We start from the raw sequence: 18,106 nt of genomic DNA on the forward strand, positions 1-18,106 counted from the left end.
AATGATCAAAATTGACAAGCTAACCAAAATTTTTGAAACGCCTAATGGCCCGGTGACTGCCGCAGATCACATTGAGATGGAAGTTCCCAGTGATGAAATATGTGTGTTACTTGGCCCGTCCGGTTGTGGCAAAACCACCACGCTGAAAATGGTCAACCGAATTATTCCCGCGACATCGGGCAAGATCTATCTTGGTGGTGAAGATACTTCTGGGATGGATACGGTCACTCTGCGCCGCAACATTGGCTATGTTATTCAGCAAATTGGCTTATTTCCCAACATGACGATCGGCGAAAACATCGCGGTGGTTCCCAAGTTATTAGGGTGGGATAAGGCAAGGTACATGACGCGTGCAAAAGAGCTATTGGAGATGGTGGCTCTTGATCCTAGTGTCTTCCTTAATCGTTATCCAAATGAGTTGTCTGGCGGACAGCAGCAACGAATTGGAGTTGCTCGAGCTCTAGCTGCGGATCCTCCCGTCATGCTGATGGATGAACCTTTTGGTGCGATTGACCCGATCAATCGTGAAGTAATTCAGGATGAGTTCCTTAAAATGCAGCAAGAGCTCAACAAGACCATCATGTTTGTCAGTCATGACATTGATGAAGCGGTCAAAATGGCCGATAGAATTGCGATTTTCCGTGATGGTCACCTGGTTCAGTACGATACGCCTGACGATTTGCTCGCACACCCGAAAGATGATTTCGTGAAAAACTTTGTCGGAGATGATCGCGCACTTAAACGTCTACGCTTAGTTACAGCTGAATCCGTCATGCAGACCACCTTTGCGTACGTAAAACCTAACGATACGCTTGCCGACGCTCTAACTAAAATTGACGCGTATGGGTATCGCGACGCCGTGATATTAGTGAATGACCAACACCAACCTATCGGTTATGTGCCAAAAGCTACCGCAATCAATATGAAGGGGTACTGCGGTGAACATTATGTCGGCCTGAAAACAATCGCCCGAACCACGGATGATCTGCGTAAAGTCGCATCGAAGATGTTCACGCACGACATTGTTTGGATGCCGTGTGTTGACGAGAATGGCCGCTTAGTGGGCGAAGTCACACAGCGCGGCATTACCCATTATCTCGGTGCAACTTATCAGCGCGATACCTCTCCTAGTCAGCCGCAGCAATTGCATCAGGCTAAGGAGGCATCGTGACCAATCAGCTTAAACAAACCTACTATTTCGTTTTATTGGCGTGTGTCTTTGCGTTGGGTATTTATTTACAAGGCGCGGGTACGATCGATGATTTTCTTTACTACCAAGAAGACATTGTTTATTTGACGGTTCAGCATATTGAACTGGTGCTGCTGTCTGGTGGATTGGCGATCCTAATCGCGATTCCCGTCGGCGTATTGCTCAGCCGTCCTCGTTTTCAGAAAGTCGCAGAATCGGCGATGCAGGTTTTGAATGTGGGGACCACGATTCCTACTTTAGCCATTCTCGCGCTAGCAATGAGCTTTCTTGGCATTGGCACCGTGCCTGCGGTATTTGGGCTGACGATTGCCTCGTTGTTGCCGATTGTCAGAAACACCTACATTGGACTGAAAGAAGTGCCCGCTCATTTAAAAGAAGCGGCGTCAGGCATTGGTATGACCGAGTTACAAATGTTGTTTCAGGTTGAAATTCCTAATGCGCTGTTCGTCATTTTTGCCGGTATCCGCACGGCGTTAGCTGTCAACGTGGGCACCGTTCCACTGGCCTTCTTAATTGGTGGCGGTGGGTTAGGGGAGCTCATTTTTACCGGTATTGATCTGGATGAACCCATCATGATGCTGGCAGGCGCTATTCCTACAGCGATGTTGGCTATCGCTATCGACAGTGTGGTAGGAGCCGTTTCTTATGTCACTGTACCTAAAGGCTGTAACCCTATTAGAGCTAGACAATAACAATCCTAAAAATTGAACACAGACAGGAGTCAAACATGTTGAAGCAAATTACTCGCCGCTTGCTGGCCGTTGGTGTACTGCTTTCAAGTTTTCACGCATCTGCGGAAATCGTCGTAGGTGGTAAAAACTTTACAGAACAACAGCTTTTAACGGAAATCACGTCTCAATATTTAACCAAAAAAGGCTACGACGTTGATAAACGTTCGGGCATGGGCAGTGCGGTTTTGCGTAAAGCGCAAGAAAACGGCCAGATTGATCTTTATTGGGAATACACGGGCACATCACTGATCATTTACAACAAAGTCAAAGACAAGCTCCCAGCAGAGCAAGTGTATCAACGCGTTAAGGAACTGGATGCCAAGAAAGGCCTAGTTTGGCTTAACCCTTCAAAAGCGAACAACACCTACGCGCTCGCTATGCGCAGTGACGATGCGAAACAACGTGGCATTTCAACCTTATCCGACTTCGCCGAGCAAATGCGCCAAGACCCGCCAATGACCATTGCTTTGAATGCGGAATTCTATGCACGAAAAGATGGCTTCCGACCTTTACAGAAAACCTACAAATTCAAAGCGTCACGTGACCAAGTGAAACGCATGGATACTGGGTTAACTTATGATGCGCTAAAAGGGAAAGAAGTCGATGCTGCGCTTGTATTTGCAACAGATGGTCGTATCAAAGCATTCGGTTTTACCGTTTTAACGGATGACAAACAGTTCTTCCCTGATTACGCGATCACACCTGTGGTTCGCCAAGAAACGCTAGATGCGAACCCAGAGCTTGCCGAGCAAATGAACGCGCTTTCTGCGGCGATCGATGGCGATACGATGTCGACATTGAATCAACAAGTTGATGTGGAGCGACGTTCGATCTCAGAAGTCGCAAGCCAGTTCCTATCGGAGCATAACTTGGGGTAATACCATGACTATCCTGCAAGTCAGTGTGGCCCAAATCAACGCCCAGTTAGGCGATGTGAATGCCAATCTGAATACTCATCAGGATTACATAAAGCAAGCTGCGGCTATAGGGTCGCAGCTATTGCTGTTTCCTGAACTCTCCTTGACCGGATACCAGCTCCAATCCTCTGTGCGTGAAGTCGCCATGAAGCGTGATGATGCTCGGCTTAAAGAGCTTGCGCAACTTGCGCCGCAGATGTCCGTGATTGTCGGCTTTGTGGAACAGGCCGCTCCGGGAGAGTACTACAACGCGATGGCTTGGTTGCTCGGTGGTACGGTGGTCGCTGTGCATCGCAAAATCAATTTACCAACCTATGGCGGGCTTGAAGAGGGCAAGTGGTTTCATTCGGGAGAGGCTACCACCAGCGTTTCTCTTGATGAAAACTGGCGAGGCTCGGTTTTAATTTGTGCCGATTTATGGAATCCACCTTTGGTTCATTGCGCGCTACTCGATAAGCCTGAAATCTTGCTCGCGCCGATCAACTCGGCCAGCAGTATTGTCAGTAAAGACTTTTCCAATGAAGACAATTGGTTAGTTAACGTTAAATTTTATGCGGTGCTTTACGGAACTCCAGTTTTGATGGCCAATCGTTATGGGCCGGAGGGCGAAGCGTGGTTTTGGGGAGGAAGCTGTATTTTGTCTGCAACGGGTGAGCTATTGGCGCAGGCAGAAGACGGTGAAACCTTGATAACTGCGACCTTGTCATTGGACGATATTGATAAAGCCAGATTCGAGCTGCCTACCATGCGAGACAGCAATACACCATTGATCACAACACTATTGTCGAAGGCAAAACGCTAAAACTGGAGCAGTAGACGATGCAATCTATTCATCGATTTATTCACGAATTAACCTTTGAACAGCTTCCCGCTGACGTTATTGAACAAGCGAAATATTGCGTCTTGGATCTGTTAGGTGTCGCCGCAGCTGGTAAAGCGACGCAGCTGCAAAACATGGTAGCCAAACTCGCGCTGAAGCAGTTTGCCGGTGATACGCCGATGCTGTTTTCTGATCACACGGCCAGTGGTTGTGGGGCAACTCTATATGGCGGCATGTTGATTGACAGTATGGACGCGCACGACGGCCAAGTCCTGACGAAAGGCCATGTTGGCGTCGCTGTTTTGCCGGGGCTGCTCGCCAGTATGTATGAGTCAGCAGTTACGGGAGAAGAGTTATTAACGTCCCTCGTCATTGGCTATGAAATAGCAACTCGCGCCGGAATCGCGCTGCATCAAACCGCTTGTGATTATCATACTTCTGGTGCTTGGAATGCGTTGGGCGTCGCTGCGGTGTCTGCAAGAAGAAAAGGCTTAACGGATGCACAAACAGAGCATGCGCTCGGCATTGCCGAGTTCTATGGCCCGCGCAGCCAAATGATGCGTTGTATTGAACATCCAACCATGCTCAAAGACGGCTCTGGCTGGGGAGCGATGGCGGGCTTTGCCAGTGCAGAGCTGGCAGAGGAGGGCTTTACTGGCGCGCCAGCCGTGACTCTGCTGAACCAACAAACTCACGCTTTGTGGGCAGATTTAGGGCAGCGCTGGTATATCTTGGAGCAATACTTTAAACCGTATCCGGTTTGTCGTTGGGCTCAACCCGCGGTTGAAGCGGTGAGAGCGCTGCAACAAGAAAATAAACTAGAACATGATGAGATTGAACTTATCGAAGTTCATAGCTTTCATCAGGCGGTGTGCCTGCATACCAAGCGCCCTGAGACAACCGAGCAGGCTCAGTACAGTTTGCCATTTTCAGTCGCGAGTGCGGTTATTGATAATACGGTCACGGTAGAAGCCGTCACCAAAGGACTGAAAGATCCTGCTCGCTTGGCACTTACGGAGCGGATGAGGTTAATTGAAGAGCCCGTTTACAATGATAAGTTTCCAGCCCAACGCTGGGCGCATGTCGTGGTGACGTTGAAAAATGGCGACAAACTGACTTCGCCTCCCTGTATTGCGCGAGGTAATCCTGAAAATCCGCTTAGTCGAGACGAGATGCGAGGTAAGTTTCGTACTTTGGCAGAGAAAGAACTACCCGCTTCGCGCGTGTCAGCGATAGAAGAGGGCTGTTTGCAACTTGATAAAGCCAGTAAAGAGCGGGTACTTGCTTGGCTATCATTGCTTTACCAAGGCACGTTGTCCGATAAGCCGTCTGACACGTCGCCTGTCACATCACGATGAGATCGAAGAGATCGAACTTCTTTTCTCTTACTCAATCTTAAGCTAAACGTCGCTCTTCACGCGGCGTTTTTTCATAGCGTTTTTTGTAGCAGCGCGCAAAATACGATGTAGAACTGAACCCACAAGCGGTGCTGATTTGGGTGATGGACAGCATGGTTTGCAACAACAAATGTTGAGCGCGTTCTAAGCGCAATTGAAGGTAGTAATTGCCTGGTTTGTCTTGTAAGTATTGCAAAAATAACCTTTCCATCTGCCTGACCGATAACCCTACTTGTTCGCCAATTTCATAGCACTTTAGCGGCTCTTCCATGTTGGCTTCCATGATCTCTACAGCGTCGAGCAGGCGCGGGTGGCGGATGTTGTGCTTACGGATTAACGACATCCGCTGTTTATCATGCGCTGGTCGAATCGCAGGGTGAATGCATTGCTCTGCCACTTGATTCGCCAAGTCACTCCCATGTTGGTTTGTAATTAAATGAAGCATCATATCCAAACCGGCTAGGCCGCCCGAACAAGTTGGTGTGCGTGGGTCGAATTCGTACAACTCACTGGTCACGTTAATGTTTGGAAACTCCTCTGCCAGGCTGTTGGCGGACTCCCAATGCACGGTACACGTTTTGTTTTTTAACAGGCCCGCTTTTGCTAACAACACGCTGCCTGTCGAAGTCGAGCCCACGGCGATGCCTTGACGAAGCGCTTGCTTTAACCACTGGTTCACCGAGCCACTCGCAGCAGCAACATGGGCGCCAATACCTGCTACAACCAGCAGCAAGTCTAAATGAGCAATGTTGTTGACTGACTGTGTTGGCGAGAATGAAACGCCATTACTGGCCGATACTTCTTTATCTTCGAATCCATAAATATCCCACTGATACAAATCGCAACCAGCGAGGCGGTTAGCCATTCGAAGAGGTTCGATAACCGCCGAAAAAGAGAGCATCGAAAAATCAGGAATAAGGAAAAAACCAATGCGATACGTGTGTGTCGTTTTCATTCTCTGTGGTCACCAAGTGGGCAGTTCATCTATGTCGTATTTCTGGATAAGAATGTCGCAATTGTTAAATTATTGCTATCAAAATTCGAACATGATGTGACTTAAGACAAGGAGTTCTTTGTCGAGCATACACATTCATTTGGACGAGATAATTATGATTGAACAAAAAGCCCCAGTAATTAGTGATGGTCTACGCCTTGATGGCGCTTTCTTTACTGACGAGAACGTTAACAACCCAGATTTACCGATCGTTATTGTCTGCTCAGGCTTTACTGGGCAAAAAAATATTCACCCAGAGCGTTACGCGAGAGCCTTAACTGCGAAGGGCTTTACGGTATTCGGATTTGACTACCGTGGCTTTGGCGAATCTGAGGGTATTCGTGAGCGAGTTATCCTGGATGAACAAGTACGTGACATCGCCAATGCGGTTGCGGTTGTGAAACAGCGCGCTGACGAGGAAGGGCGCAAAGTCGTACTGGCTGGCTGGGGCATGGCGGGGGGATTAATTCTTGATGCTTACCGCGTTTGCCAAGATGCGATTGATGGCCTTATCTCCATGAACGGCTTTTATGATGCGGTACGTGTTCAGGTTGCTCAACGTGGCGAGCACGGTTGGAAAGCGTTCCGTCAATTTATGTTAGAAGAGCGTACACGCCTTGCTCTTGGTGGAGAAAAGCAGGGGATTGATCCATTTGAAATCTACCCGCTTGATCCAGTAAGCCGCGAATATGTATTCACTGAACTGGTCAAAGCGCCGGGCTACGGCGTGACATCTGATCTGGATTTTGCGGATTCTCTCATCAATTTCAAACCGGAAGCTCTACTGGACGAGCGATTTGCAGACGCGCCAATCTTAATTGCGCACGGTGCCGAAAACGACCTTCACCCAGTGACCGAAGCAAAGTCGCTGTACGCGAAATACCCTGGGCCGAAATCTCTATTCTTACTGCCTGAAGGTGGTCACACCGAGTGGATGTTGGACGACGATCCTAAGTTTATTCAGTTCTCTGGCGTGATCGCAAACTGGTTGAGTGAGAACTTCAGTTAAGTCTTCAAGAGGTGCTTTCGTTGATGGCACCTCTACCTTTCTGACAGGATGATTTTTGATGAGCATAATCCCATTTTGTGAAGCGGCGGACCCATTTGTACATAAACCAACAATTGCGATTCCTGCAGGCGCGGTTGATTGTCACGCCCACGTTTTTTCTTCACGTTATCCGTACTGTGAAACGCGAACCTACACACCACCTGATGCCAGCGTCGGCGCGTACCTGCATTTGCACCAGCAATTAGGCATCCGTCATGGCGTGCTGGTTCAGCCGAGTGTGTATGGCAATGACAACCAGTTGCATCTTGATACATTACGGTATTTACGCCAGCAAGGTTACGACTACAAAGGCGTCGCGGTCGTGGATGCGGATGTGTCCGAGCAAACGCTGGATGAGCTACAAGAAGCGGGATTTTGTGGGGTGCGGATGAACCTACTGTTTAAAGGTGGTATTGAGTGGCGTGATGTTGAACGTTTAGCGGCTCGCCTTGCAGAGCGACACTGGCACCTTCAATGCTTAATTGATGTTTCGCAGTTTGATGACTTATATCAGCGATTAAAGGCTTTACCCGTGCCCGTAGTGATTGATCATCTTGGACATATGCCAACAAACAAGCTTATTTCTCATCCTGGTTTTCAAACCTTATTGAAGCTTAAGGCCGAAGGGAAAGTGTGGACAAAATTGTCGGCACCGTATCGTTTGTCGCCTCAATCACCGCCTTATGATGACGTTTCTTCGTTTGCTCAAGCTTTGTTAGAAGCGAATGAAGAGCAATGCGTCTGGGGCTCGGATTGGCCTCATCCATGTTTTGCTGCTGAGATGCCAAATGATGGCCAGCTATTAGATACCTTGTGGCACTGGACGCAAGATACGACACTGTTTGGCAAGATTCTGGTCGATAACCCCAAGCGCCTCTACCGCTTTTAACTCCACATTCATGTTATGAACCTATACCCAAGTGACCTCAAGATACAGAATTCAGAGCTATCATCCGAGTTCTTAGACAAGGAAGATTTATGCGGAATGTAAACACCTTTTAATTAAATCTGACGTAGACTAAGGGCTTGGATGAAGCTCCCGAAGGGCAAGTTAAAACAAGCTTTATGCAGCGTTAAATTGAACAGAGATAGAATCACTATGATCATCTTCAATTTGCCTTGCCTAAAACTTGTTTTATTCTTGCTGAAACTCGCATCTTGAGGTTACTTGGGTATAAAAAGACAACCGTAAGGCACTGATTCAAATTATGCTTCCTGCACTTCCGTTACAGGTTTCCTCTGATCCTGTGGTTATCAAGTTCTTTAACACCCTTAAACAACTTGGTTTCAAGGGGGATACTGATGCTCGTTATACCACTCGATTGAGCATGGCGACTGACAACAGCGTCTACCAGCAACTTCCTTTGTCGGTCGTCTTTCCTGCCAACCATCATGATGTGGTAATACTTGGCAAGGTCAGTGCACATGATGAATTTAAGCACCTGACCTTTTCGCCCAGAGGAGGCGGAACGGGCACCAACGGACAATCATTGAACTCGGGGATTGTGGTTGACCTGTCTCGCTACATGAATCGAGTGTTAGAGATTAACGAGCAGGAAGGTTGGGTGAGAGTGGAAACTGGGATAGTCAAAGATCAACTCAACGACATCGTTCGCCCTTATGGTTATTTCTTCTCGCCAGATCTGTCGACCAGCAACCGCGCAACATTAGGTGGGATGATTAATACCGATGCATCAGGCCAAGGCTCTTTGCAATATGGTAAAACCTCGGATCATGTGTTGGCGCTCAAAGCCGTATTGGCGGATGGTTCGGTGCTCGATACCGAAGCAATTCAACAAAACAAATGGTTAAACAGTGATGTAGTATCGCGAGCGTTAAAAATTACGGAGGAAGTTTGTCGAGACAAGCGTCAACAGATTCTGGATAAGTTTCCTCCTCTGAATCGATTTCTTACTGGTTATGACCTAAAAAATGCCATAAACGACAAGAGTGAAGAGTTTGACGTCACGAGAATATTATGTGGCTCTGAAGGTACGTTAGCTTTTATCACTGAAGCCAAGCTTAATCTTACGCGAATACCTACCACGCGACGGTTAGTGAACGTTAAATACGATAGTTTTGATTCTGCATTGCGAAATGCTCCCTTGATGGTCGAAGCAGAGGCGCTATCGGTAGAGACGGTTGATGCAAAGGTGCTCAATCTTGCAAGAGAAGACATTGTCTGGCACTCGGTAAAACACGCGATCTCAGATGTGCGGGGCAAAGAGATGCAAGGGATTAACTTTGTCGAGTTCGCAGGCAGTCACGACGATGATATTGAGGATAAAGTTGAACGTTTACTTTCAATTCTCGATAAAGAAATCGTTCATCGACGCAGTGGTATCATCGGTTATCAAGTCTGTCGCGAACCCCAAGACATCCAGGCTATTTATGGCATGCGCAAGAAAGCGGTTGGGCTGCTTGGCGCGACCAAAGGTCAGGCAAAGCCGATTGCATTCGCGGAAGATACTTGTGTGCCGCCTGAAAATTTGGCGGACTTTATCGCGGAATTTCGTACGTTGCTAGACCGCAATAACCTGCATTATGGCATGTTTGGTCATGTGGATGCTGGCGTCCTTCACGTGCGTCCGGCGCTCGATATGTGTGACCTTGGGCAAGAAGCGTTGATGCATCAACTATCCGATGATGTGGTCGCGCTGGTGGCAAAATACAATGGCTTAATGTGGGGAGAGCACGGTAAAGGATATCGCTCAGAATATGGACCTGCCTTCTTTGGTGATGAGCTCTTTACTGAATTAAGGCGCATTAAAGCGGCGTTTGACCCCGACAATAAAATGAACCCGGGCAAGATTTGCACACCACTGAATAGCGACGCTGACATGGTAAAAGTCACAGCGACCAAGCGTGGCTACTATGATCGTCAGATCCCCGTAGCAGTCCGAGAGTCGCTTAAGCCCGTGCTGTCTTGCAATGGCAATGGGCTGTGTTTTAATTACGATGCTGATAGCCCAATGTGTCCATCATTTAAAGTAACAGCCGATCGTCGCCACTCTCCGAAAGGGAGGGCTGGGATAATGCGTGAATGGCTGCGTCGCCTTAATGACAGTGGCTTCGATTTGCTCGCTAACGAACAGCAGCTCCTCAATCAAACGTTATCGGTTAAGCTTTTGGCTCAGAAGCTGAGTCAACTGATATCTCGCCCCGCATCTGATGACCTATCGCATGAAGTTTATGAGGTGGTGAATGGCTGTCTAGCGTGTAAAGCGTGTGCGAGTCAGTGTCCTGTTAAAGTTGATGTGCCTGATTTTAGAGCACGTTTTTTACACGTCTATCACTCGCGTTATCGCAGACCTCTGCGCGACTATCTGGTGTCGAATATTGAGCAACTGCTGCCGATTATGGCAAAAGCCCCCAAGCTGGTTAATCGAATTGCATCTACTCGGCCTGCTACGCAAGTATTAGAGACATCCATCGGTTTTGTTGATTCGCCAGTGCTATCGATCCCTACGTTGCAAAGTCGATGTCAGGCACTTGGCGTGAGCCCGTTCGACTTTGCGTATCTAGAATCGCTTTCCCCAGAAGTGAAGCAAAATTACGTCTTGATTGTTCAAGATCCATTTACCAGCTTTTATGAAGCCGAGTTGGTTGCGGGCTTTATTCAGTTATTGCAGCGGTTAGGGAAGCACCCTGTTGTTCTGCCTTTCAAACCCAATGGGAAAGCTCAACATGTAAAAGGTTTCCTTAAGGCATTCGCCAGAAATGCACAAAACACCTCGGATTTTCTCAACCAAGTTGCTGAGCTTGAAATTCCTATGATCGGTATCGATGCAGCCTTAGTGCTTTGTTATCGTGATGAATACCATCAGGTTCTAAAAGAAAAGCGGGGCGAATTTACAGTTTATACGGCTCATGAATGGCTGGTGGATACACTCAACGAATGGCCAGCTGTACGCGCACCAGATGAAGAGCCTTGGTATTTGATGGCGCATTGCACAGAAAAGACCAAAATACCGGAGACTGAGAAATCTTGGCAGTCTATTTTTCATCACTTTGGCTTAAAGCTGCAAGTGATACCTACGGGATGTTGCGGTATGGCAGGGACATTCGGCCATGAAGTGGATAAGAAAAGTACGTCTGAAGCTATTTATCAGCTGAGTTGGAAACCGAATATAAAGAACCTGCCCACTGAGCGCGTGTTAGCAACGGGGTATTCCTGTCGCAGTCAGGTTAAGCGTTTTGAAGGGGAGGTCGTTCGACATCCGGTCCAAGTTTTAGCCAGTTTGTTTAATGCATAAGATGCTTAGGCAATTTAGTATACGAAAACGCTTGCCTTAAGACTTTGCCTGCCTTTAATGTATCCGACCGCAGAACTTCAATCTGCTTAACAACAACACAGGAGAGAATCGGGCTTTCACTTCCGCTCGACAGAAACTCCTTTCAAATTGATACAACAGCGCAGCAAACTTCCCTTGCTGCGATACTGTGTTCCATATTTTGTGAGTACTTATGTTTAACTCAGAACGCAAAGCGACGGTTATTCTGGTTGCGACAACGATGATCGCGGCACTTGGTTGGATCTTTTCTAAGGAAACAATACAGGGTTTACCACCTTTCGGCTTTATCGGGGCGCGATTTACTATTGCATCGCTCTGTCTGCTGCCGTTGTGCTATCGACCTTTGCTCAAAGCGAATTTGAAAGATGTGCTTTCTGCTGGTGGTGTCGGGCTCCTGTTAGGCAGTGCCGTTATGACATGGATTTACGCCATCTCCATCAGCGACACGCTCGGGGAAGGCGCATTTATCATGAGTCTCTCTATGCTATTTGTGCCTATTGTTGCGTGGGTTATGTTTCGTCAACGACCACAACGAATTTTCTGGCTTTCTTTGCCTATCGCGGTATTAGGGCTCGCCTGTCTCTCTTTAGTTGGTGGCTGGAAACAATCGGCCAGTCAATTTTGGTTTCTTGGTGCAGCACTGGTTTTGGCGCTTCATTTTAATGTGAACAGCAAATACTCTCAAAAACTACCTGTGTTGCTGCTTACTTGCGTGCAGCTTTTTTCTGCTGGTTGTTTAGGTTTGTTGGTTTCTTTCTTTATGGAGTCTTTTCCGGCAGAGGTTGACTCCTCCATTTGGTGGTGGTTCGCGTTGAGCACCTTGCTAGCGACGAGCTTGCGTTACGTAATGCAAACCATGGGGCAAAAATTTGTTCAGGCAGGTAATGCTGCCTTGATCATGATATTAGAGCCAGTTTGGACCGTCATTCTAAGCGTGCTGTGGTATGGCGAAGTGCTAACGGCAAATAAGCTAGTAGGCTGTGTGCTTATCTTATTTTCTCTTATTATTTACCGTACTGGCGGGCGATTTCGTTTGTCTATCCCTAGGTAGCTTCAAGAAATGTGGGTAGGGAACAATTTAGGAGTGAAGCATGGCCAATACTGAGCATAAGGAATCACTAGACTTTTTAGATATTTTAAGTGTCTGTTTATACCGTTTAGGAATTAGCGTATTTGCCTTTGGACTTATCGCGATGACGATATCGGGTTTGCACCTTATTGAAGGTTCGGCATTTTATGATCGAAATGTGTTGCTGCTCATCGCCATTGCAGGTGTATTAACTGCAGCAAATATCCATGTCTACAGTAAAACTGTGCGTACTGTCATCAGCTGGTCAACTTGGGTGGGACTGCTCTTCATGGTGAGCGATCCAGACTTATCCCGCGTGTGGCTTTCTCTTGGTTTTATCTTTGTCACTTTTTCCGGTGTGGCGCTGAAAGAGTCCTTTTGTTTTAAAGTTCCAGGCTTGAAAGCGGTGCCAGTGCTACTTGCCATCGCAACCTTTGCGTTTTGTTTCGAAATACTGACGGTAGCGAATATTGCGACAGGGTTGTCTGGCTTAATTATGGGCTTCCTGTCTATATCAAAGTGGCGGATGCCACTTCATTTTGATATTGGTATCAAAGCAAACTACGAGGTTTAATAAACGTCTTACGTTAGAGGTGCCATACGGTTACGCAAAGCTAGCGATACTTTTGACGTGGGTTCTCGATTAAGCTCTTCGCTGATCATCCAGCCAGCTTTTGCTAACAGCTCCAAGTCGATCCCCGTTTCGATCCCTAATCCTTGGCATAAATACAGTACATCCTCCGTCGCGACATTCCCCGAGGCACCATGAGCGTATGGGCATCCACCCAGCCCAGCTACACTGCTGTCGATGGTATTGATGCCCATACTCAATGCTTGATGAATATTGGCGAGCGCTTGTCCCCATGTATCGTGGAAATGGACAGCAAGCTGGGGGAGAGGTGTAACCAACATGACGGCCTCCAGCATGGCTGCAATTCGATTTGGCGTGCCTGTGCCGATGGTATCGCCTAGGGATACTTCATAGCACCCTAAATCGATGAGCGATTTGGTCACGCTCGCCACCTGTTTAGGGGCTGTTGGACCGTCGTAAGGGCAATCTGCAACGCAGGATAGATAACCTCGAACAGGGATGCCGTGTTTGGTGGCTAATCGCATTACAGGCTCGAAGCGAGTTAAACTTTCTGCAATCGAGCAATTGATATTGTGTTGGCAGAATCCTTCTGATGATGAGGTGAAAATTGCGACCTGATTGGCACCAGCCTCCAAGGCTTGTTCGAAGCCTTTTAGGTTTGGTGTCAGGGCAGAATAAGTAACATGATTTCGCCTTGTTATTGCTTTCATGACCTCTGTTGAGTCCGCCATTTGTGGCACCCATTTGGGCGAAACAAAAGAGCCCGCCTCAATATGCGTTAGCCCAGTATCAGAGAGTAAGTTGATCAACCGGATTTTAGTCTGGGTCGCAACAGGAGACTCATTTTGCAACCCATCTCGTGGACCTACTTCGACAATATTTACTTTGGAAGGCAGCATTACTTGTCCTGTGATTTGGTTACCCAACTTGGGCTTCGTTTTTCAAGAAACGCTTGCAAGCCATCTTGGCCTTGTGGCGATACCCTAATGTCCGCAATGAGCTTGCTAGTATAGTGAATCAGTTGTTGATCGATGGGGTTTTGATGACATTGGTGACAGAGCGTTTTCGCTTTGCGCATCGCATCTGGGCTATTAAGTAGTAACGTCTTGATCACGCTATCGACCGCACTTTCAAGTTGTTTGGCTTCTTTCACTTCATGCACAATACCAAACCGTTCGGCATCCTCGGCTGAAATGACTTCACCACTTAAGATATAGCGTCTAGCTTGTCGATTCCCCATCGCGCGCATGACGTAAGGCGCAATGGTTGCCGGAACTAAACCAAGCTTAACTTCACTTAAGCAAAAGTTAGCACATTGGCTCGCGATGGCGATATCACTGCAACAAATCAATCCCAGCGCGCCGCCGTAAGCGGAGCCTTGTACAACCGCGATGGTGGGTTGAGGGAACGAATCTAGTGTTTCCATGAGTCTTGCCAAGTTTTGGGCATCAACGAAATTATCTTGCCTCGTGCTGTCGGCCATCGACTGCATCCAATTCAGGTCGGCCCCGGATGAAAAGTGCTTGCCGTTACTTCTTAATACCAAGCACCGCACATCCGTTCGCAAAGCGAGATAATCTAGACGATGGATCAGCAAGTCGATCGTACAGGCATCAAAAGCATTGTGCTTGGCTGTTCTGTTTAGAGTGATGGTCGCTACGCCATTGTCATCGACATGCCAAAGAACATCATCTTGTCTTTGGGCGTTGGGAATAATGCTTGGTTGCATTTCCTGCATACTTACTTCCTTAATTTATCTCTGGATATTTACATTCTGAAGACGCCAAACTCGCTATCAGGAATGGGAGCATTTAATGCTGCCGTTAGCGCATGACTCAACACCTGACGCGTTTGTTTGGGGTCAATAATTCCATCATCCCATAGCCGAGCGCTCGCAAAATAGGGATGTCCTTGTGCTTCATACAAGTCTATGATTGATTCTCTAAAAATATGTTCTTCTTGCTCTGACCACGCTTCCCCCTGGCGTTCCTTCGCGTCTTTTCGAACTTGTGTTAAGACGCCTGCCGCTTGTTCTCCGCCCATCACAGAAATACGCGCGTTCGGCCACATCCACATCATGGTTGGATCATAAGCTCGGCCGCACATGCCATAATTGCCAGCGCCGTACGACCCACCGATGATCACGGTAAACTTCGGTACGTCAGCACAAGCGACGGCCATCACCAGCTTGGCGCCATGTTTTGCGATGCCTTCTTCTTCCACCTTTTTCCCGACCATAAATCCGGTAATGTTTTGGAGAAAGAGAAGCGGTGTTTTCCGTTTGGCGCAAAGTTCAATAAAGTGCGCGCCTTTTTGTGCCGACTCAGAAAACAAGATGCCGTTGTTTGCCACAATGCCGATCAAGTGTCCGTGAACGCGAGCAAAGCCACATACTAACGTTCTGCCGTACAAGGCTTTGAATTCGTCAAAATCAGAATCATCGACGATGCGGGCAATAATTTCTCTAACGTCGAATGATAGTCGTAAGTTGGCATTCACGATTCCGTAGATTTCTTTTGCATCGTAGCGGGGAGGTAGCACGGTGTTTTCCGGCTTAATCGGTTTTGCTCTATTGGCATTGGCAATGGCTTCTCGGGCAAGCATTAGGGCATGCTCATCATTTTCAGCGTAATAATCAGCAACACCAGATTTACGACAATGCACGTCTGCACCGCCGAGCTCTTCACCCGTCACGACTTCGCCAGTGGCCGCTTTAACTAGAGGCGGTCCCGCCAAAAATATGGTGCCTTGCTCTTTGACCATAATGGACACATCCGCCATGGCAGGAACATACGCGCCCCCAGCAGTGCAAAGCCCCATCACAACAGCAACCTGAGGGATGCCTTTTGCTGACATCCTCGCTTGGTTAAAGAAAATGCGACCAAAGTGTTCTTTGTCGGGGAAGACGTCGGACTGATGAGGGAGATTTGCGCCACCGGAGTCCACCAAGTACACGCAGGGGAGTTGGCAACGTTGGGCTATCTCTTGCGCTCTAAGGTGTTTTTTTACCGTGAGTGGATAGTAGGTTCCGCCTTTTACCGAAGCATCGTTGGCGATGACCATACATTGAATCCCCGCTATGAAACCAATGCCGGCGATAACGCCAGCGCAGGGGATGGATTCGTCATACACTTGCCAGGCGGCAAACTGGCTGATTTCAAGAAAGTCAGTGTTGTCATCAAGCAAGCGCGCGATGCGTTCTCGGGCGGGGAGTTTTCCTTTTTGCCTCTGGTGCTGAATGGCTTTTTCACCGCCTCCCTGTTTGATGGTCTCGATGTGTTGATTCAGTTGAGTGACCAACGTTTCCATCGCAACTTTATTGGAAAGAAATAACTCGTCAGTTGGCTTAGTTTTACTTTTGATAATGGCCATAATGACTTCCTTGTCGTATGTTCCCTTAGCGAGATTCTTCGAACAGTTCTCGGCCTATTAACATGCGGCGAATCTCTGAGGTACCCGCGCCGATTTCATAAAGCTTTGCATCACGTAGCAAACGACCAGCAGGGTATTCATTGATGTAGCCATTCCCACCGAGCAACTGTATTGCATCAAGTGCCATTTGTGTGGCGAGTTCTGCACTGTACAGAATCGCTCCTGCGGCATCTTTACGCGTTGCGTTACCTCGATCACAAGCCGCTGCGACGGTATATACATACGCTTTTGCTGCACTCATTCGAGAGTACATATCGGCGATCTTGCCCTGAACTAACTGAAACTCGCCAATGGATTTTCCAAACTGCTCTCGTTCATGTACGTACGGGACCACAATGTCCATGCAAGCTTGCATTATCCCGAGTGGTCCGGCAGCGAGGACGACGCGCTCGTAATCTAGTCCACTCATTAACACCTCGACGCCTTGATTAAGCTCGCCAAGAATATTCTCTTTCGGCACTACGCAATTGTTAAACACAAGTTCGCAAGTGTTCGAGCCCCTCATGCCTAGTTTGTCCAGCTTTTGAGCATGGCTGAAACCTTCGACGTTGCGTTCAACAATGAATGCGGTAATACCTCGTGAACCTGCATTGACATCCGTTTTAGCGTAAAGCACCACTATGTCAGCGTCGGGACCGTTGGTGATCCACATTTTGTTGCCATTCAGTACAAAATGGTCACCCTTGTTCTCCGCTTTCAGTTGCATGCTTATCACGTCTGAACCGGCATTGGGCTCACTCATAGCTAGGGCGCCAACGTGCGTACCATCAATGAGTTTGGGAAGGTATTTCTTGCGTTGAGAAGGCGTGCCATTACGAAAGATCTGATTGACGCACAGGTTAGAATGAGCGCCGTAGCTTAAAGCGACAGACGCAGAGGCACGGCTGATTTCTTCCATTGCAACAACGTGAGCGAGGTATCCCATGCCTGCACCACCAAATTCTTCATCGACGGTGACACCGAGCAACCCCATATCTCCAAACAAAGGCCACAAATGCTTCGGAAACTGGTTATCGCGGTCTATATCTGCGGCGATGGGAGCAATATGTTCCGTAGCAAAGGCATTAACGTGGTCTCGGAGCATATCGATGGTATCACCAAGTCCGAAATTGAGTGGGGCGTAGGTGCTTTTCATAACGTCTCCCGATATCAGAGGTAAGGTGGAAAAGCCGATTGCAGTGTCGCTATTTGAGTATAGCGGTTATGTCTCTTTGCTTTTGAGTGTTTGAATACAGCGTTCTTTAGCGGCATCCAACTCTGCCATTACGACGCTGATGTCATTGAGTTGCTGTTGTAGGACGGCTTGTTTCTCTTCAATGATATTGAGCATTTTCAATAACTGTCCTTCGGTTTGTTGCATGTCATAGAGCTCGAAAAGTTCACGAATTTCTGCCAGTGAAAAACCGAGCCGTTTCCCTCTTAAAATCAGTTTGAGACGAATTTTATCTCTGCGTTGATAAACGCGCATGTTGCCTTTTCGCTCTGGTTCAATCAGACCTACATCCTCATAAAACCGGATACTGCGAGTGGTAATATCAAACTCCTTGGCGAGGTCACTGATCTTGTATTTTTCCATAACATACTTGCCTCGAATAAAAATC

The 18,106-nt window shown here is 47.8% G+C and carries 16 protein-coding genes; 10 read left to right on the forward strand and 6 right to left on the reverse strand.

Annotation, left to right across the window (positions count from 1 at the left end; translation table 11 throughout):
* Position 1 precedes the first annotated feature (1 nt).
* The 5 genes from F7Y48_RS19260 to F7Y48_RS19280 are packed head-to-tail and all read left to right on the forward strand — an operon-like array spanning position 2 to position 5,036.
* Complete coding sequence (locus F7Y48_RS19260) at positions 2-1,171, forward strand: ABC transporter ATP-binding protein (protein WP_316685278.1); 1,170 nt, start codon at positions 2-4, stop codon at positions 1,169-1,171.
* Complete coding sequence (locus F7Y48_RS19265; RefSeq protein WP_006742426.1) at positions 1,168-1,902, forward strand: ABC transporter permease; 735 nt, start codon at positions 1,168-1,170, stop codon at positions 1,900-1,902. The genes F7Y48_RS19260 and F7Y48_RS19265 overlap by 4 nt, the downstream gene beginning before the upstream one ends.
* A 35-nt stretch (positions 1,903-1,937) precedes the next feature.
* Positions 1,938-2,819 carry a glycine betaine ABC transporter substrate-binding protein gene (locus F7Y48_RS19270; RefSeq protein WP_046873659.1) on the forward strand — a complete coding sequence of 294 codons (882 nt, stop codon included), beginning with the start codon at positions 1,938-1,940 and terminating at the stop codon, positions 2,817-2,819.
* A 4-nt stretch (positions 2,820-2,823) separates the two neighbouring features.
* On the forward strand, positions 2,824-3,660 hold the full coding sequence (locus F7Y48_RS19275) for a nitrilase-related carbon-nitrogen hydrolase (protein ID WP_256894119.1): 837 nt from the start codon (positions 2,824-2,826) through the stop codon (positions 3,658-3,660).
* A gap of 17 nt (positions 3,661-3,677) precedes the next feature.
* Positions 3,678-5,036: an MmgE/PrpD family protein gene (locus F7Y48_RS19280; protein WP_316685279.1), complete on the forward strand. Its 1,359-nt coding sequence runs from the start codon at positions 3,678-3,680 to the stop codon at positions 5,034-5,036.
* A gap of 37 nt (positions 5,037-5,073) precedes the next feature.
* Here F7Y48_RS19280 and F7Y48_RS19285 read toward each other — a convergent pair whose 3' ends face one another.
* Positions 5,074-6,030 (reverse strand): GlxA family transcriptional regulator, encoded by a 957-nt coding sequence (locus tag F7Y48_RS19285; protein WP_005375751.1) that lies wholly within the window; start codon positions 6,028-6,030, stop codon positions 5,074-5,076.
* 154 nt (positions 6,031-6,184) lie between these two features.
* On the opposite strand from F7Y48_RS19285, the gene F7Y48_RS19290 reads away from it, so the two are divergent.
* From F7Y48_RS19290 to F7Y48_RS19310, 5 genes are all read left to right on the forward strand, one after another.
* Entirely contained in the window at positions 6,185-7,078 is an 894-nt protein-coding gene (locus F7Y48_RS19290) for an alpha/beta hydrolase (RefSeq protein ID WP_005375755.1), read from the forward strand.
* 58 nt (positions 7,079-7,136) lie between these two features.
* Positions 7,137-8,006, forward strand: coding sequence for an amidohydrolase family protein (locus tag F7Y48_RS19295; RefSeq protein WP_316685280.1), 870 nt, complete (start codon positions 7,137-7,139; stop codon positions 8,004-8,006).
* A gap of 319 nt (positions 8,007-8,325) precedes the next feature.
* On the forward strand, positions 8,326-11,373 hold the full coding sequence (locus F7Y48_RS19300; protein ID WP_316685281.1) for an FAD-binding and (Fe-S)-binding domain-containing protein: 3,048 nt from the start codon (positions 8,326-8,328) through the stop codon (positions 11,371-11,373).
* A gap of 211 nt (positions 11,374-11,584) precedes the next feature.
* Entirely contained in the window at positions 11,585-12,463 is an 879-nt protein-coding gene (locus F7Y48_RS19305; RefSeq protein WP_046873653.1) for a DMT family transporter, read from the forward strand.
* Positions 12,464-12,503: 40 nt separating this feature from the next.
* Positions 12,504-13,055, forward strand: coding sequence for a DUF2301 domain-containing membrane protein (locus F7Y48_RS19310; RefSeq protein WP_316685282.1), 552 nt, complete (start codon positions 12,504-12,506; stop codon positions 13,053-13,055).
* An 8-nt stretch (positions 13,056-13,063) separates the two neighbouring features.
* Here F7Y48_RS19310 and F7Y48_RS19315 read toward each other — a convergent pair whose 3' ends face one another.
* The 5 genes from F7Y48_RS19315 to F7Y48_RS19335 all read right to left on the reverse strand — a co-directional run bounded on the left by F7Y48_RS19315 (position 13,064) and on the right by F7Y48_RS19335 (position 18,081).
* On the reverse strand, positions 13,064-13,972 hold the full coding sequence (locus tag F7Y48_RS19315) for a hydroxymethylglutaryl-CoA lyase (RefSeq protein WP_316685302.1): 909 nt from the start codon (positions 13,970-13,972) through the stop codon (positions 13,064-13,066).
* Positions 13,972-14,811 (reverse strand): enoyl-CoA hydratase-related protein, encoded by an 840-nt coding sequence (locus F7Y48_RS19320; protein ID WP_145535327.1) that lies wholly within the window; start codon positions 14,809-14,811, stop codon positions 13,972-13,974. The genes F7Y48_RS19315 and F7Y48_RS19320 overlap by 1 nt, the downstream gene beginning before the upstream one ends.
* Positions 14,812-14,840: 29 nt before the next feature.
* Positions 14,841-16,445 carry a carboxyl transferase domain-containing protein gene (locus F7Y48_RS19325; protein ID WP_316685284.1) on the reverse strand — a complete coding sequence of 535 codons (1,605 nt, stop codon included), beginning with the start codon at positions 16,443-16,445 and terminating at the stop codon, positions 14,841-14,843.
* Positions 16,446-16,470: 25 nt separating this feature from the next.
* Positions 16,471-17,640, reverse strand: coding sequence for an isovaleryl-CoA dehydrogenase (locus F7Y48_RS19330; RefSeq protein ID WP_243327744.1), 1,170 nt, complete (start codon positions 17,638-17,640; stop codon positions 16,471-16,473).
* A 66-nt stretch (positions 17,641-17,706) separates the two neighbouring features.
* Positions 17,707-18,081, reverse strand: coding sequence for a MerR family DNA-binding transcriptional regulator (locus tag F7Y48_RS19335; RefSeq protein ID WP_316685285.1), 375 nt, complete (start codon positions 18,079-18,081; stop codon positions 17,707-17,709).
* Between the last annotated feature and the right edge of the window lie 25 nt (positions 18,082-18,106).

It is taken from the genome of Vibrio sp. 2-1-2a (assembly GCF_032648565.1).
Classification (GTDB): domain Bacteria; phylum Pseudomonadota; class Gammaproteobacteria; order Enterobacterales; family Vibrionaceae; genus Vibrio; species Vibrio diabolicus.

Bases quoted from the DNA above. Each gene is read 5' to 3' on its own strand.
- F7Y48_RS19290 (WP_005375755.1), top strand. From the start codon at position 6,185: ATGATTGAACAAAAAGCCCCAGTAATTAGTGATGGTCTACGCCTTGAT.
- F7Y48_RS19285 (WP_005375751.1), bottom strand. From the start codon at position 6,030: ATGAAAACGACACACACGTATCGCATTGGTTTTTTCCTTATTCCTGAT.
- F7Y48_RS19325 (WP_316685284.1), bottom strand. From the start codon at position 16,445: ATGGCCATTATCAAAAGTAAAACTAAGCCAACTGACGAGTTATTTCTT.
- F7Y48_RS19260 (WP_316685278.1), top strand. From the start codon at position 2: ATGATCAAAATTGACAAGCTAACCAAAATTTTTGAAACGCCTAATGGC.
- F7Y48_RS19280 (WP_316685279.1), top strand. From the start codon at position 3,678: ATGCAATCTATTCATCGATTTATTCACGAATTAACCTTTGAACAGCTT.
- F7Y48_RS19300 (WP_316685281.1), top strand. From the start codon at position 8,326: ATGCTTCCTGCACTTCCGTTACAGGTTTCCTCTGATCCTGTGGTTATC.
- F7Y48_RS19305 (WP_046873653.1), top strand. From the start codon at position 11,585: ATGTTTAACTCAGAACGCAAAGCGACGGTTATTCTGGTTGCGACAACG.
- F7Y48_RS19335 (WP_316685285.1), bottom strand. From the start codon at position 18,081: ATGGAAAAATACAAGATCAGTGACCTCGCCAAGGAGTTTGATATTACC.
- F7Y48_RS19315 (WP_316685302.1), bottom strand. From the start codon at position 13,972: ATGCTGCCTTCCAAAGTAAATATTGTCGAAGTAGGTCCACGAGATGGG.
- F7Y48_RS19275 (WP_256894119.1), top strand. From the start codon at position 2,824: ATGACTATCCTGCAAGTCAGTGTGGCCCAAATCAACGCCCAGTTAGGC.
- F7Y48_RS19295 (WP_316685280.1), top strand. From the start codon at position 7,137: ATGAGCATAATCCCATTTTGTGAAGCGGCGGACCCATTTGTACATAAA.
- F7Y48_RS19310 (WP_316685282.1), top strand. From the start codon at position 12,504: ATGGCCAATACTGAGCATAAGGAATCACTAGACTTTTTAGATATTTTA.
- F7Y48_RS19320 (WP_145535327.1), bottom strand. From the start codon at position 14,811: ATGCAGGAAATGCAACCAAGCATTATTCCCAACGCCCAAAGACAAGAT.
- F7Y48_RS19270 (WP_046873659.1), top strand. From the start codon at position 1,938: ATGTTGAAGCAAATTACTCGCCGCTTGCTGGCCGTTGGTGTACTGCTT.
- F7Y48_RS19330 (WP_243327744.1), bottom strand. From the start codon at position 17,640: ATGAAAAGCACCTACGCCCCACTCAATTTCGGACTTGGTGATACCATC.